Raw genomic sequence first — 13,815 nt, forward strand, 5'->3', positions numbered from 1 at the left:
TTCCGATGCTAGGCGACACTGGGCCACCATGTGCAACAGAAAGTGAAACTTCCATCGCAGAGAGTTCCCTTGCCATGGCTCAAGACCAAGTCCCCCGTCTCCACGGGTACGGTGTCCGCTGGGACACCGAGGCCCGGTGCTACCGGGTGCGCAACGAGTGCACCGGGGCGTGGCTGTGCAGGCCCGACGGTGAGCGCAGCGGCTTCTCCTCCTTCACCGAGGCGTTCTCCGCCTGGCGGCTCTTCGAAGTCCACAAGCGGCCGGGGGAGTTGTGACCCTCTCCCGCGTCACGGCCGAGCAGCGCCGGCAGGCCGCCGCCGTCCTGGACGACCTGACCACCGTCCTCGCCCTGGGCCGGGTCAAGTTGCCCACCCTGGAGGTGGATTGGGACACGGGTCAGATGACGTGCGAGTACCTGCTGCACCTCACCGCCCGCCCCCTGGACCTGTTGCGCATCGTGGACCTGCTGCGCAAGGGCCTGCGCTACGAGCGCCTCACCTATGACGACTGAACTCATCCCCCGCCTGCTCTGGTGGGCCTGCCTCGCCCTCCTTCTCTTCGCTGCTCTCAGGAAGTGAACCCCCCGTGCACGACCCCCGCCTCCTCGCCAAGCCCCCCGTCTGCCGGCTCGGCTGCCTCGTCCTGGTCCGCAACCAGCACGGCGACGTCCTGCTCGTCGACCCCGACTACCTCGACGGCATGATCCTGCCCGGCGGCCCCGGCAAGGCCAACGAGCCCCCGCACCGCGCCGCCGCCCGCCACCTCCACGCCCAGACCGGCATCGTCCTGCGCCTGACCCACGCCGTCGCCCTCGACTACACCCCCTCCGACCGCTACCTGGAACGCTTCAACCTCGTCTTCGACGGCGGCACCCTGCGCGACGAACACCCCCTCACCGTCCCGCCCCAGAAGCGAAGCCGCCTGCACGGCGCCCGCTTCGTCCCCGTCCACGAACTCCCCAACCACATGGCCCCCTCCCAGGCCGCCCGCACCACCGAAGCCCTCACCGGCCGCGCCCTCCCCCTCCTCCTCCACGGCCAGCGCCCCGACTGACGCTCCGTCACATGCCCATCCCCCGGTCAGCCCCAGGGCAGATCGGGGGGATGCCCCCATCCCGCTGCCCGCCGGTGCGCCCGACACTCGGGCCATGCGCATCACTCGGGGCGGCTGGGCCGTCATGACCGTGCTGTCCACACTGATCGTCCTGTACGCGGCCAAGTACGCGAGCTTCGACCCGGACACCTACTTCACCCAACAGCGCGCCACCTACCTGGCGCACCAACTGCCCCTGGGCCTCCACATCTTCGGCGCCGCCGTCGCTCTGCTCCTCGGGCCCTGGCAGTTCTCCACCCGGCTGCGCCGCCGCTCCCCGCGCCTGCACCGCGCCGTCGGCACCACCTACCTGCTGGGCTGCCTGGTCGGCGGCATCGGCGCACTCCTGCTGGCGCCGCACGCCTACGGCGGCGCGCTCTCCGGGCTCGGCTTCGCCTGCCTGGGCGTCGCCTGGCTGCTCACCGGCGCCACCGGACTGCGGATGATCCTGCGCGGCCGGGTGGAGGACCACCGGCGCTGGATGGTCCGCAGCTTCGCCCTCACCTTCGCCGCCGTCACGCTGCGCCTCATGCTGGTGGCCGCCCAGGTCGCCCACCTGGACTTCCGCACCTCCTACCTGGCGATCGCCTGGCTGTGCTGGGTGCCCAACCTCGCGCTGGCGTGGTGGTTCACCCGCTCACCCGGTCGGGTGAAGGTCGCACCCGGCGGCGGAGATCTGTAGCAGGCTCCTCCCTGGCTGACGGACCGTCAGCACAACAACTCGTCCCCACGGAGAGACGCCATGGCCTACCCGAAGGATTTCAAGTACACCGACTCGCACGAGTGGGTGCAGCCCACCGGCAGGAACAAGGCCCGGGTGGGCATCACCGACCACGCCCAGCGCCAGCTCGGCGACATCGTCTTCGTCGAACTCCCCAAGGTGGGGGACACCTTCGACGCCGGGCGGCCGTTCGGCAGCGTGGAGTCCGTCAAGTCGGTCAGCGAGCTCTACGCCCCGGTCTCCGGCAAGGTCACGGCCATCAACGAGGACCTGGACGCCGCACCCGAGGACATCAACGAGGACGCGCACGCCACCTGGCTCATCGAACTGGAGCTGACCGAGCCCGCCGAGCTGGACACCCTCCTCACGGCCGCCCAGTACGCGGCCCTCATCAAGGAGTAGGGCCGGTTCGACGTGCTGCTCGCGTGCGGGCCCGCCCTCACGCGAGCAGCGCCTCCAGCTGCGGGAGCCGGTCGAACAGGTCGGGCAGGCCGTTCAGGCCGCCGCGTACGGACGCGTGGGAGAGCGCGAGCTCGGGGCCGGTGCCCGCCTCGGCCCCGGCCAGGCAGCGCAGGACGTTCCACCGGGTGTGCCCCAGCCAGCCGCCGACCGTGTACGCGAACCAGCTGGGGCCCGGCGGCGGCAGTGCTCCGCCGCCTGCGGCGTAGCCGTCGAGGACGCGGCGGAAGACGGCGGGCCTGATGTCGTCGAGGCCGGGGCCCTTGGCGATGCCCAGCGCGGTCGAGCCGAGCTCGCCGGAGAGGTCGAGCGGGCCGGAGAGCTCCCAGTCGAGCAGGACCGGGCGGCCCGCCCGGGCGAGCAGGTTCCACGGCTGGACGTCGCGGTGGGTGAGCACCACGGGGCCGGGCCGCTCGCAGGCGTCGAGGAAGTCGGCGATGGCCAGGAACGTGCCGACGCGGGAGGCGAGTTCGCCGGCCCACGGCTGTCCGCTCGCCTGCGCCCGCGCGGCGAGCGCGGGCCAGTCCCGGAGGGTCGGCCCCTCGGCCGACTCGGCCGGCTCGGGGGTCCACGGGACGTCGAGCGCGTGGAGGCGGGCCAGGATCTGGCCGACCTCGAACGCGTACGCCTCCGGCACCGGCTCCTCCGGCACCTTCTCGCCCTCGACCCAGCGGTGCACGAGCGTGTGCGGGTCGGCGGCGACCGGCTCCGGCATCGGGACACCGGCGGCGAAGGCCGCCCGCTCGAAGGCGAACACGTCCTCGACCCGGTAGGGGCGGCGGCGGTCGGCGGGGCTCAACTCCTTGACGGCGAAGGACCCTTGGTCGGTGTCGAGCCGGTACGTCCGGTTGGCGAACCCGCCGTGGACGCGGATCATCGGCCCGAGCGGCACGCCGAGGTGGGAGAGGTGGGAGAGGTTCACCCCGCGCATGCTAGGCCCGGCACTCCGCCGCCGCACCGGGCTTTCCCGTGGACGCCGGCCCGCGCCGGCGTCCACGGGGTGCCGGTGTCAGCGGGTGCTGAAATCGGCGTTCCAGGAGGCCGCGCCGGTACGCGCCAGGCCGACCTCGTTGTAGTTGCCGATCATGATGCCCAGGTGGTCGGGGGAGTTGATCCAGCCGTCGACGGCCGCGTCGATGTTCGTGGGCCCCCAGAAGGCGATCTCGCCGAAGCCGCGCCCGGTGTAGCCCAGGCCCGAGGCTATGCGGCCCGAGTCGCAGAAGTGCCCGGAGACCCGGCGCTGGTCCATCTGGTCGGCGTTGCACTTGGCGGCCTGGGCGAGCGTGGCGTTGAACCGCACCGGCGCCTTGCCGTACTGGGCGCGCAGGGCGTTCAGCCGGTCCAGGAAGCGCTGCTGGTCGGAGGTGACCGGGCCGCCGCCGTTGCCCGGGTTGGTGCCGGTGCCGCCGGAGGCGACCAGGTCGAAGCGCTGGGACATGCTGCCGTCGCAGCCCTCGACGGTGACCTCCCGGTCCAGGCCGTGGTACGTCAGGCAGCCGTTGCCCTGGGCGTTGCGCAGGTAGGTGCCGCCCTCGGCGGCGGACTCCAGGGTCCACTGCTGGTTGGCGCCCGCCCACCAGTGGATGAACTGGGTGGTGCGGTTGTCGCGGGTGTCCATCTCCAGCACGCGCTCGGTGCCGTTGACGTTGCGGGCGAAGTCGACCCGGTCGCCGGGCTTGTTGGAGATCCAGAACGAGGTGGAGGCGTCCTGGTAGCCGCGGGCGACGATCCGCGAGCCCTCGCCGTCGGAGCCGGCCAGCGAGTGGTGGTTCTGGTGGTCCTGGATCGTGACCATCTGCTCGACCACGCCCGCGGTCGCGGCGTTCGCGGGCGCCGCCAGCAGGGTGGCACCGCTCGCGGACAGCGCGGAGACGGCGAACGCCAGGGCCGCCAGGCGGGTGCGGCGGCGCGCGCCCGGGGCCGGACGGCTGGTGGGGGTGGACGACGGGTGGGACACGGGGATCTCCTACGCTCGGCGGACCGCCGGCCGGCGGGCGGGCGGGGCGTAGGACAGGACAACAGCGCCGGGTAGACAACCGATCAACGGGCGTGGTCCGAAACCGTTTGGCGCGGGGCGGCGGGCGCTGCTACCTTTCCGGCAGGCCGTGCGAGAGAACGAGGAGGTGGTACCCGTGGACACGATGACATGGGTGCTCTCCTCCGGGGTCACGGTCGGGCGATAGGTCGTCGCCCGGGAGCGCCGTTCAGCAGCTCTCCCGAAAGGCACGACCGTGCACTTCACCCCCTCCGCCCCTCCCGCCCCCTCCGCCTCCCTGGCCTTCACCGCCGAACGGCGGCTCGCCGACGGCGTCCTGGAGCGCGAGTTCCTCCTCGGCGACACCCCCGGCACCCTGTGGACGACCGGCACCGAGCCGGCCCCGCTGATCCTGATGGCCCACAACAACGGCCTGCCCCGGCGCGAGCCCCGCCTCGTCGCCCGGGCCCGCTACACCGCCGCCCAGGGCTACGCGGCGGCCGCCATCGACGCCCCCGGCTGCGGCGACCGCCCCCGCACGGAGGCCGCCGAGCAGGCCCGCGCCGACCTGCGCGGCGCCATGCGGGCCGGCGAGCCGCGCGAGGTGGTCGACGTGATCCTCGAAGCCCTCGTCGGCCCCCTCGTCGAGGCCGCCGTCCCGGAGTGGCGGGCCGCCCTGGACGCCCTCCTGACCCTGCCCGAGGTCGCCACCGGCCCGGTCGGCTACTCGGGCTGGACGGCGCTGGGCATCCGCCTGGCCGCCACCGACGCGCGCATCGGCGCCGCCGGCCTGTTCGCCGGCGGCTACGTGCCCCGCGCTGTACGCGAACAGGCCCGGCAGGTCACCGTCCCGCTGCTGTTCCTGCTCCAGTGGGACGACGAGGGCAACCCCCGCGAGCGCGCCCTCGACCTGTTCGACGCCTTCGCCGCCACCGAGAAGACCCTGCACGCCAACCTCGGCGGGCACACCGGCACCCCCGCCTTCGAGCTGGAGGACACGAGCCGCTTCTACGACCGCCACCTGAGGTGACACCGGCCTCGGTGAGCCGGGCCGGCCGGGGGATCCCCTCCCGCGGTCGGCCCGGCCCGCGGGGTGTTACCCGAGGGCCCGCGTGACCACGCCGGAGCCCAGCGTGCTCCCGGCCTTGCGCAGCAGGAACGGCGTCCCGGCCTCCAGCGCGACCGCGGTCGTCAACGTCGCCGTCAGGCTCACGCTCGCACCGGGCTCGACGGCCTCGGTGCCCTCCGGCAGTTCCACCGACCCGGCGATGTCGAGGCCGCGCACGTGGAACACCGGCCAGTCGTCGCGGGAGACCGCCTTGTGCCGCCCGCTCACCTCGGCGGGCGACAGCTCGACGTCGGCCTCGAAGGTGGTGCACGCGCTGATGCTGCCCGGCTCGGCGAGCACCTGGCCACGGGCCAGCTGCTCACTGGTCACACCGCTCAGCAGCAGGCCCACCGACTCACCCGCCCGCGCCTGCTCCTGCGCGCCCCGCGTGCCGGTCCGCTCGATCTCGACGCAGGCCACCGTCCGGTTCGCGCCGACCCCGACGACCTCCGCCTTGCCGCCCGGCGTGATCGTGCCGCGTTCGACGCGGCCGGTGACCACGCACCCCCGCCCGGGGACCTGGAAGGTGTCGTCGATCCCCATCAGGAACGGTCCCGCCGTGTCCTCGGCCCGACCCGAGTCATCCGTCTCCTCCACCCGCACGAACTCCCTCCATCACCTGCTGCTCGGTTGCCGCACGCACCGGCGACGACCTGCGGGAGTGCCGCGCTCCTGCGAAGCACGGCCCTCCCCCCGTGGTCGGCCGCCCGGTCCGCTGCCGGCCCAGACCGCCGATCCTGCCGGACCGGGGCCGGGCCCCACCCCGCACAACCCCACGGCGTCGGGGAGTTCACCCGATCGAGAACACCGGCTCGCAGCCCGCCAGTTCGCAGCTGGCCTCCCACAGCCGGGCCGCGGTGGCCTTGTCGGCCAGGTGCTCCCACAGCGGCTCCGGCCTCGGCTCGCCGCGCAGCCCGAACACCCGCGGGCTCCACAGCACCGGGCCGCCGTGAACTCCCGTGTCCAGCACGGCCCGTACCGCCGGCCAGGCGGCGGTGTCCTTGCCCTGGACGACCAGGCCCAGCGGCAGGCGGCTCAGCCGCTCGCCGGGGGTGCGCCCGTGCAGCGGCGGGCGGGCGGGGGTGAGGGCGTCGAGCGCGCCGCCCGGGTGCGTCAGGACGCTCAGCGTGGCGCTCCCGGCGGCGCGCAGGCGGCGGTCGAGCTCGACGGCGAACAGCATCTGGGCCAGCTTGGAGCGGGCGTAGGCGCGCTTGGGCCGGTAGTCGCGGGCGCTCTGGAGGTCGGCGAGGTCCAGGCGTTCGGACTTGGCGGCGAAGCTGCCGGTGGTGACGATCCGGCTGCCCGGGGTGGCCAGCAGCAGCGGGGCCAGGCGGGCGGTGAGCGCGAAGTGGCCCAGGTGGTTGGTGGCGAACATCAGCTCGTGGCCGCTCCCGGCGGTGCGGCGCGGCGGGTCGTCGAGGGCGATGCCCGCGTTGAGGACGACCGCGTCCAGGCGCTCCGGTCGCAGCGCCCCGGCGGACGCCTCGATCGAGGCCGGGTCGGCCAGGTCCAGCGGCAGGTGGCGCAGCCTCGCGCCGGGCACCCGCGCGCCGATGGACGCCATCGCGGCCAGGGCCCTGCCCCGGTCGCGGCTGCCCAGGACGACACTCGCCCCGGTGGCGGCCAGCTGCTCGGCGACGAAGTAGCCGATGCCCGCGTTGGCGCCGGTGACCAGGAACACCTTCCCCTCGGCGCGGGGCAGCCGGTGGACGTCCCACGGCGGGCTCTGGAGTGCGGAGTTGGGCACGGGTGCTCCCTGGGTGTGCTGTGCGCGGTCGCCGGGGCGCGTCGACCACGCCCCGGCCCCAGGTTCGCGCGGGCCGCTCACACCTCACCGGCAGAGCGCTGTCCCCGCTGTCGGACGGCCGTCGCCACCACGTACGGGGGTGCTCAGTCGACGCAGAACTCGTTGCCCTCGACGTCCAGCATCGGGATGCACGAGTCCTGGCCGTCGTACAGCACCTGCACCAGCGTGGCGCCCAGGGCCTCCAGCCGGGCGGCCTCGGCCTTGAGCACGGCCAGGCGCTCCTCGCCGACCAGCCCGGTGCCCACCCGCACGTCCAGGTGCACCCGGTTCTTGACGGCCTTGCCCTCCGGCACGCGCTGGAAGTACAGCCGCGGACCCGCCCCCGAGGGGTCGGTGCACGCCGACCAGGAACCCCGCTCCTGCGCCGGCTGGGAGGCCTCGTACGCGTCCCAGGAGGCGAACCCCTTCGGCGCTGCCATGACGTACCCCAGCACCTCGCACCAGAAGCGGGCGACGCGCGCGGGCTCCGCGCAGTCGAAGGTGACCTGGAACTGCTTGATCGCTGACATCCGGGCACCGTAGCAGGGGACGCAGAGGCGCTTCACGGATTATCGGCCGTCACGGTCCAGTCCGCGGACGGGCCGGTGCCCCCGGGCCGGGCGCCCAGACCGCCCTCGCGGGTCTCCGTCAGGTAGAGGTCGTTGTCGTTGAGGTCCGACTCCGAGCGGACCCGGGACCGGCCGCCGTCCGCCACGCTCCACGCCGCCTCGGTCGCGCGGCACTGGCCGTAGCGGATGCCCCAGTTGTCACCGATCGCCACACACCCCCAGGCGCCCTTCTGCGGGTCGAGCGCCGCCACGTTCACCGCAGCTCCCACCGCCCGCAGCTCCCACCGCTGCCCGGGCGCCGCCGCGTCGCACGGCTCCAGCCGCACCTGGGTGGTGCCCGGGACGTGGTGCAGACAGGTGCCGGTCCGGGCGTTGCGCAGGCTGTACGTCACCGGCCGCTCCGCCGCGCGGGCGGCGGCGGGGGACAGGAGCAGGACGGCGGCGAGGACGGCTGCGGCCGCCGCGCGCCGGGGGCGAACGGGCATGGGGTGGCTCTCCGTTGAGATGTGGTGCAGCGCTCAACGACCGACGCACGGTCGGGAAACGAACCATCCCGGGCCCGAGGAGCTCACGGACCCAGCGGACCCTGGGCCTGCCGGGCCTGCTGGACCTGCTGGACCTCCCGTTCCTCCCGGGTGAACGCGGCGGTGTGGTCGGCGGCCCACCGGCCGAACGTGCGCGGCGCCCTCCCGAGGACGTCGGCGACCGTGGAGGTGACGTGGGCGGGCCGGCCGAGCGCGGCGTTCCACGCGGCGAGCAGCATCTCGACGGCCGGCGCGGGCACGTCCTTCGACAGGCTCCGGAACTCCTGCGGCGTCATCTCCTCGAAGGCGATCCGGCGCCCCAGGGCGTCGCCGATGGCGCCCACCTGCGCGGCCTGGGTCAGCGACTCGGGGCCGGTGAGGACGTAGTCGCCCCCGGCGTGCCCGTCCTGATGGAGCGTGCGCGCCGCGACGGCCGCCACGTCGCGGTCGTCCACGGGCGCGGTCTCGGCGGCGCCGTAGGGCCAGCGGACCACCTCGCCCGCCCGGATCGCCGGGGCCCACCAGGCCAGCGCGTTCGAGGCGAGCATCCCGGGCCGGACGACCGTCGACTCGACCCCGGTGGCCGCGAGGAGGCGTTCGAGGTCGGCGTGCATCGCCGCCACGGGATTGGGCTGCTGGAAGAAGGGGTGCGGCGTCCGGTGCGGGGAGGTGAGCAGGACGACCCGCCGCACGCGCGCCGCCAGCCGCGCGAGGACCGCCCCGGCGGTGCCGGGCGGGGCGGTCCACAGGAGGAAGACCGCCCCGGCGCCGTCCAGCGCCGGGTCCAGCGACTCGGGCACGGTGAGGTCACCGGCGAAGACCTCGACCCCGGCCGGCAGGTCCGCCGCCGCCTCGGCGCGACGGGCGAGGGCGCGCACCGGCACGCCCGCGTCGAGGAGGTGGTCGACGACGAGGCGCCCGAGGCGGCCGGTGGCTCCGGTGACGAGGACGGGGGGAAGGCCTGGCTGCGGGTTCATACCGCCATGAAAACATTACCGGGTTAAGAAGGCAACCCGGTTAAAGAATGTCGGGCGGTGCGTGCCGCCTGGGCGCGGAGCAGCGCGGAAAGTCGGCCCGTCCGACTTTCCGCGCCGCTCCCGTCCCGGGGCGGGCTACTCCTGGGCGGCCTTGCGGCAGGCGGTGGCCGCGACGACGGCGGGGACGTAGTCGTCCCGCAGGAGGTGGTAGCAGCCCTGGAAGGCCTCCTGGCCGCCGGCCGCGCCGACCGAGCAGGCGTCCTCCACGAGCTGGGTGTCCGCGTCGGGCTTGTTCTCCAGGACGTAGTAGAAGCACCCCTGCGGGGTAGCGCTCGCGACCGGGGCGAGGGCGACCGCGCCGCCCAGGGCGAGGGCGAGGGTGCAACCGGCGGCGGCGACTCGTCGGACCAGCTTCATGGCAGGCAAAACCTTTCGGTGGGTGCGGAGTTGACGGCCGGCGGCGGGCATCCATCGCCCACGAACCCCCGGCCCCGCCCATACCTACCGGACGCCCCGCCCCGCCCGGCCCGGCGCCGCGCCGACACCCGACCAAGATCACCCCGAAGGGGTGCCCCGCAGTACCTCGGCCGGGTCGGTGCGGGCGTGCATGGCGACCACCCGGCCGTCGTGGACGGTGAACACGTCGGCGACGGTGAGGTCCAGCGCGTCGCCGTCCGTCAGCGTGCCGTGCACGTGGTGGACGATCACGACGTCCGCGCCGCGCCGGTACGCGGTCGGCTCCGAGTGCAGCTCGGACCACATCGCGTACGAGGCGCTCAGGTACGCGTGCACGGCGTCCCGGCCCGTGTGCGCGCCCCCGTCGGGCAGTTCCTCGGGCTCCACCCGCGCCACGTCCGGGTGCAGGTCGGCGACGGCGGCGTCGATGTCGCCCCGGGCGTAGGCGGCGTAGGCGGCCAGGACGAGGGCGACGTCGGGATCGGCGGGGTCGGCGGGGTCGGCGGGATGCGCGCGGTGTGCGGGGGAGGGGGTCACGGGCGGCGGGCCACGAACACCAGCTCCCGCCCCGGCCGGTCCGGCGCCCCGCGCACCTCCTCCAGCACGAAGCCCGCCCCGGCCAGGTCCTCCTCCACCTCGGCCCGCTCCCGGAAGCGCAGCGTCGAGTCCGAGGTCAGCACCTGCCCGTCCGCGCCGAACACGTACGTCGAGCGGAAGGACACCAACGGCCATTCCACCTCGACCAGTTGGATCCAGTGCTCCACCGGCCCGACCCCGGCGACCTCCGTCACCCGGTGGGAGTGCTCCCGGGTCCACCCCTCCCAGGCCCGGGCCGCCGGATCCCGGGTCTCGAACACCAGGCGCCCGCCCGGGCGCAGCGCCCCCAAGGCCCCCCGCAGGGTGCGCCGCCAGGCCGCCGGATCGGCGATCGCCTGGGCGACGTTGGCCGTCATCGTCGCCAAGTCGACATCCAGCGGCGGGAGTTCACCCGCGTCCCCGTGGATCCAGCGCACCCGCCCGGCCCCCGGCTTCGCCCGGGCCACCTCGACGGAGGCCGCCGCCGGATCCACCCCGGCCACCTCGATCCCGCGTCCGGCCAGCAGCAGCGCGAACACCCCGGTACCGCAGCCGAGGTCCAGCACCCGGCGCGCGCCGAACTCCTCCACCATCCCCACGTAGGCGTCCAGGTCGCCGCGGTCGGGGTCCAGCGGGTCGTAGACCGCGGCGAGCCGCGGATGCGCGTAGCACTCGTCAGCCATGCCGACCACCTTACGGTCCGTCCCCGAACCCCCGAACCCCCGAACTCCCGCCCGCCGACGGCGGAAACCCGGGTGACCCGGCCGGTCGCGGCGGCGACACTGGCGCCATGACCGCTTCCGCCGCCCCCCGACTGCTGCGCCCGCGCGCCCTGGCGCCCGGGGACCTCGTCGTCATCGCCGCGCTGTCCGGTCCGCTGCCGGCCGCCCACGAGCCCAACGTCGAGCGGACGGCGGCGGTGCTGGAGCGGATGGGATTCCGCGCGCGCCGGTCCCCGCTGCTCGCGGCGGGCCGCCGCCACTGGTGGAGCGCGGCCGCGCCGGCCGAGATCGCCGCGGAGCTCAACGCCCTGCTGCGCGACCCCGAGGTGCGCGCGATCGTCGCCAGCGACGGCGGGCAGACGGTACTCGGCTACCTCGACCTGATCGACGTCGAGGCGATCACCGCCGACCCCAAGCCGATCCTCGGCTACAGCGACATCTCGCTGCTGCACCTGGTGCTCCACGCGCGCACGGGCCTGGTCGGCTTCCACGCCGACATGGCCGTCCCCGGCTTCGGCGGGAGCTGGCCGTGCGCGCCCGCGGCACGGCAGGCGCAACTGGAGGGGCTCTACGCCGGGTTGCTGACCGGCACCGGGGCGATCGGTGCGCTGCCCACGGGCCCGTCGTGGGAGTGCTGGCGCCCCGGTCGCGCGGAGGGCCCGCTGATCGGCGGGGTGATCAACCGCATCGTGCTGGCGCAGGCGACGCCCTTCGCGCTGCCGCTGGAGCGCTTCGACGGCGCGGTGCTGTTCTGGGAGGAGATGGGCGGCCTGGCCTCCCACGTGTGGAGCTACCTCCAAGTACTGCGGCACAGCGGCGTCCTGGACCGGATCGCGGGCATGGTCGTGGGCGTTCCGCGCGAGATCGGCGGACTGGAGCCCGGCGCGTCCCCCACCCTGCGCGAGATCGTCCTCGACGTGCTGGGCGGGCGTGACATCCCGGTCCTGGGCAACGTCGACTTCGGGCACGCCGGCCCCAACCTGCCGATGCCGGTGGGCATCCGCGCCGGCCTCGACGCGCAGCGGCGCACCTTGGCGCTGCTCGAACCGGCCGTAGGCCCGCGGCAGCCGCTCCCGGCGGCGCTCAACTAGCCCTGTTCCGTCGCCGGTTCGGGCGATTGCCGTATCCGCCCCGGCGCCGGGAGGATCCTCCACAGAAGCACCGCTTCGTGGCGGTGTGCCCGAAACGAGAGGATCGCCCCATGCGCCGCCGGTTCTTCGCCCTCGTCCTGCTCGCCTCCGCCGGGATGCTCGCCCTCGCCGTCCCCGCCCAGGCCGCCACCGGGCTCCTGCTGGTCAACGGCGTGCCCCACGAGAACCCGCAGCGCGGCTGCTACCCGGCCACCTCGCCGGTGCACGTGGCGAACCGCACGAACACCACGGTCCTGGTGCACTCCGCCGCGAACTGCCGGGGCCCGGTGACGGCCCAGGTCGGGCCGGGGCAGTCCGCCGAGGCCCTCGGGGCCAGCTACTTCGTCGAGTAGACCGGCCGACGGGTGCTCAGGATCCGGACGAGCTGCTGGAGGAGGAATCGTCGATGACGACGATCTCCTCGGAGCTGGAGGAACTGCTGGAGGAGGAGTGGTCGATGATGACGACGTCGTCGGAGCTGGAGGAGGTGTGCTCGCTGACGGCGTCCCGCTTCGGGCCGGTGCGCCCGTCGCCCCGTCCGAGGACAGGCCCGCCGTTCACGCCCGTCGCGCTCCCCGGCCCCGGCCCGGGCCGCGCGCCCGTCCCCGTCGTGGTGGCCGCCGCGGCGGGGGCGGCGGGGGTGAGGAGCAGCGCGGCGGTGGCGAGGAGGAAGGTGCGGCGGGCGGGCCGGTTCATGGGTGCTCTCCGGTACGGGTGGTGAGGGTGGTGAGGGTCAGGGCGTGGCGCAGGCGGGCGGTGAAGTGGCCGGTGGTGGGGTGGCGGGCGTCGGGGTCGGGGTCGAGGGCCTGCCGGAGGGTTTCCGGGAGGTCGGGCCAGAGGGCGGCGGGCCAGCCGGTGAGGGGCTGGACGGGGTGGGTGAGCCGGTGCTCCCGGGTGCGGGCCCGGTCGCCGGTGGCCGGCTGGTGGGGGCGTTGCCTAAGGACGCGGTGGAGGATCGCGGCCGCGCTGTACTGGTCGGCGGCCGGGGTGGGCACGGGGCGTGGGCGGGGTGCGAGGCATTCGGGTGCGGCGTAGGCGGTGGTGGTGCAGCGGTTCAGCGCGGCGGCGGCGGGGTCGCCGTCGCGTGCGCAGCTGTCGAGGTCGATGAGGGTGAGGGTGCGGCCGTGGCCGAGGACGATGTTGCCGGGGCTGAGGTCGGCGTGGACGACGCCGTGGCGGTGGAGGCCTTCGACGGCGTGGCCCAGGGCCAGGGCGAGGTGGGTGAACAGCTCGGCGCTGTCGGGGGACCAGGCGGCCATGGAGCGGTCGAGGTGGGGCAGCAGTTGGTGCAGCGTCAGCCCGCGCTGCCAGGTGGAGGCGAGGTAGTGCAGGTCGTGGTGGACGCCTTCGCCGGCGAGGTCGGCGGTGTCCGGGTGCGTGGCGGCGGCCCGCAGGCCGTGGGCCTCGTTGCGGGCGCGGGCGAGCACGTCGGCCGCGGCGTCGCGGCAGGTGGTCTTGAGCGCGACGTGCCCGCCGTCGGGGGCCGTGGCCAGGAAGACGTTCTGGCACTCCCGGCGGCGCAGCAGCCGCAACGGCTCGTACCCGGCGACGTCCCCGCCCAGCAGCCCCTCGCCGTCGCGGCCGTGCGGGCAGCGCGTTTCGGGCCGGCGCGGTGGCGGCGGGCACGCTCCGGGCGCCGGCCGTTGCCCGGTGGCCGCCGCGGGCGCGACGGCGGCGGCCTGCGGGGCGGGCGGTGGCATCACGTCCTCGCGGGCGCACG

Annotated in this window: 20 protein-coding genes; 8 read left to right on the forward strand and 12 right to left on the reverse strand. The window is 74.7% G+C overall.

The features are described 5' to 3' along the window. Positions 1-74 precede the first annotated feature (74 nt). The 5 genes from ACFY2K_RS26895 to gcvH all read left to right on the forward strand — a co-directional run bounded on the left by ACFY2K_RS26895 (position 75) and on the right by gcvH (position 2,215). Positions 75-275, forward strand: a complete 201-nt coding sequence (locus ACFY2K_RS26895; RefSeq protein WP_380641856.1) for a hypothetical protein — start codon at positions 75-77, stop codon at positions 273-275. Further along, the gene (locus tag ACFY2K_RS26900; RefSeq protein WP_387714685.1) at positions 272-511 is read left to right on the forward strand and encodes a hypothetical protein; all 240 of its coding nucleotides are present in this window, start codon (positions 272-274) and stop codon (positions 509-511) included. Before ACFY2K_RS26895 ends, ACFY2K_RS26900 begins: the two co-directional genes overlap by 4 nt. A gap of 74 nt (positions 512-585) precedes the next feature. Next, positions 586-1,053: an NUDIX domain-containing protein gene (locus tag ACFY2K_RS26905; protein WP_387714688.1), complete on the forward strand. Its 468-nt coding sequence runs from the start codon at positions 586-588 to the stop codon at positions 1,051-1,053. Positions 1,054-1,147: 94 nt separating this feature from the next. After that, complete coding sequence (locus ACFY2K_RS26910) at positions 1,148-1,774, forward strand: DUF2306 domain-containing protein (protein ID WP_387714691.1); 627 nt, start codon at positions 1,148-1,150, stop codon at positions 1,772-1,774. A gap of 60 nt (positions 1,775-1,834) precedes the next feature. Then, positions 1,835-2,215, forward strand: coding sequence for a glycine cleavage system protein GcvH (gcvH, locus tag ACFY2K_RS26915; RefSeq protein WP_387714694.1), 381 nt, complete (start codon positions 1,835-1,837; stop codon positions 2,213-2,215). A 37-nt stretch (positions 2,216-2,252) separates the two neighbouring features. Here the strand turns inward: gcvH and ACFY2K_RS26920 are convergent, their stop codons facing one another. Beyond that, positions 2,253-3,194, reverse strand: coding sequence for a phosphotransferase family protein (locus tag ACFY2K_RS26920; RefSeq protein ID WP_387714697.1), 942 nt, complete (start codon positions 3,192-3,194; stop codon positions 2,253-2,255). 87 nt (positions 3,195-3,281) lie between these two features. Continuing rightward, positions 3,282-4,229: a CAP domain-containing protein gene (locus tag ACFY2K_RS26925; RefSeq protein WP_387714700.1), complete on the reverse strand. Its 948-nt coding sequence runs from the start codon at positions 4,227-4,229 to the stop codon at positions 3,282-3,284. A gap of 316 nt (positions 4,230-4,545) precedes the next feature. Between ACFY2K_RS26925 and ACFY2K_RS26930 the strand changes: the two genes are divergently transcribed. Next, positions 4,546-5,277, forward strand: a complete 732-nt coding sequence (locus tag ACFY2K_RS26930; RefSeq protein ID WP_387714771.1) for an alpha/beta hydrolase — start codon at positions 4,546-4,548, stop codon at positions 5,275-5,277. 66 nt (positions 5,278-5,343) lie between these two features. Here ACFY2K_RS26930 and ACFY2K_RS26935 read toward each other — a convergent pair whose 3' ends face one another. From ACFY2K_RS26935 to ACFY2K_RS26970, 8 genes are all read right to left on the reverse strand, one after another. Then, positions 5,344-5,952, reverse strand: a complete 609-nt coding sequence (locus ACFY2K_RS26935; protein ID WP_375895565.1) for an EF-Tu/IF-2/RF-3 family GTPase — start codon at positions 5,950-5,952, stop codon at positions 5,344-5,346. A gap of 193 nt (positions 5,953-6,145) precedes the next feature. Then, positions 6,146-7,102: an SDR family NAD(P)-dependent oxidoreductase gene (locus ACFY2K_RS26940; RefSeq protein ID WP_387714703.1), complete on the reverse strand. Its 957-nt coding sequence runs from the start codon at positions 7,100-7,102 to the stop codon at positions 6,146-6,148. A 143-nt stretch (positions 7,103-7,245) separates the two neighbouring features. Then, entirely contained in the window at positions 7,246-7,671 is a 426-nt protein-coding gene (locus tag ACFY2K_RS26945) for a VOC family protein (RefSeq protein ID WP_380526946.1), read from the reverse strand. Positions 7,672-7,703: 32 nt separating this feature from the next. Then, positions 7,704-8,195, reverse strand: a complete 492-nt coding sequence (locus tag ACFY2K_RS26950; protein WP_380526948.1) for a hypothetical protein — start codon at positions 8,193-8,195, stop codon at positions 7,704-7,706. Positions 8,196-8,278: 83 nt separating this feature from the next. Then, complete coding sequence (locus ACFY2K_RS26955; RefSeq protein ID WP_387714707.1) at positions 8,279-9,211, reverse strand: NAD(P)H-binding protein; 933 nt, start codon at positions 9,209-9,211, stop codon at positions 8,279-8,281. A 135-nt stretch (positions 9,212-9,346) separates the two neighbouring features. Further along, a complete protein-coding gene (locus ACFY2K_RS26960; RefSeq protein ID WP_380641883.1) occupies positions 9,347-9,628 on the reverse strand; it encodes a hypothetical protein in 282 nt (93 codons plus the stop codon). A gap of 138 nt (positions 9,629-9,766) precedes the next feature. Next, on the reverse strand, positions 9,767-10,204 hold the full coding sequence (locus tag ACFY2K_RS26965; RefSeq protein WP_387714711.1) for a nuclear transport factor 2 family protein: 438 nt from the start codon (positions 10,202-10,204) through the stop codon (positions 9,767-9,769). Beyond that, the gene (locus tag ACFY2K_RS26970; protein WP_387714713.1) at positions 10,201-10,926 is read right to left on the reverse strand and encodes a class I SAM-dependent methyltransferase; all 726 of its coding nucleotides are present in this window, start codon (positions 10,924-10,926) and stop codon (positions 10,201-10,203) included. Before ACFY2K_RS26970 ends, ACFY2K_RS26965 begins: the two co-directional genes overlap by 4 nt. 107 nt (positions 10,927-11,033) lie before the next feature. Between ACFY2K_RS26970 and ACFY2K_RS26975 the strand changes: the two genes are divergently transcribed. Both ACFY2K_RS26975 and ACFY2K_RS26980 read left to right on the forward strand, forming a co-directional pair. Next, a complete protein-coding gene (locus ACFY2K_RS26975) occupies positions 11,034-12,056 on the forward strand; it encodes an LD-carboxypeptidase (protein ID WP_387714716.1) in 1,023 nt (340 codons plus the stop codon). Positions 12,057-12,166: 110 nt separating this feature from the next. Further along, positions 12,167-12,448: a hypothetical protein gene (locus ACFY2K_RS26980; RefSeq protein ID WP_387714719.1), complete on the forward strand. Its 282-nt coding sequence runs from the start codon at positions 12,167-12,169 to the stop codon at positions 12,446-12,448. 16 nt (positions 12,449-12,464) lie between these two features. On the opposite strand, the gene ACFY2K_RS26985 is transcribed toward ACFY2K_RS26980, so the two are convergent. Beyond that, a complete protein-coding gene (locus ACFY2K_RS26985) occupies positions 12,465-12,791 on the reverse strand; it encodes a hypothetical protein (protein WP_380526961.1) in 327 nt (108 codons plus the stop codon). Beyond that, positions 12,788-13,795, reverse strand: a complete 1,008-nt coding sequence (locus ACFY2K_RS26990) for a protein kinase (RefSeq protein WP_387714722.1) — start codon at positions 13,793-13,795, stop codon at positions 12,788-12,790. The genes ACFY2K_RS26985 and ACFY2K_RS26990 overlap by 4 nt, the downstream gene beginning before the upstream one ends. Positions 13,796-13,815: the final 20 nt, after the last annotated feature.

The sequence above is a fragment of the Kitasatospora sp. NPDC001309 genome (assembly GCF_042896295.1).
In the GTDB taxonomy this organism is placed as follows: Bacteria; Actinomycetota; Actinomycetes; order Streptomycetales; family Streptomycetaceae; genus Kitasatospora.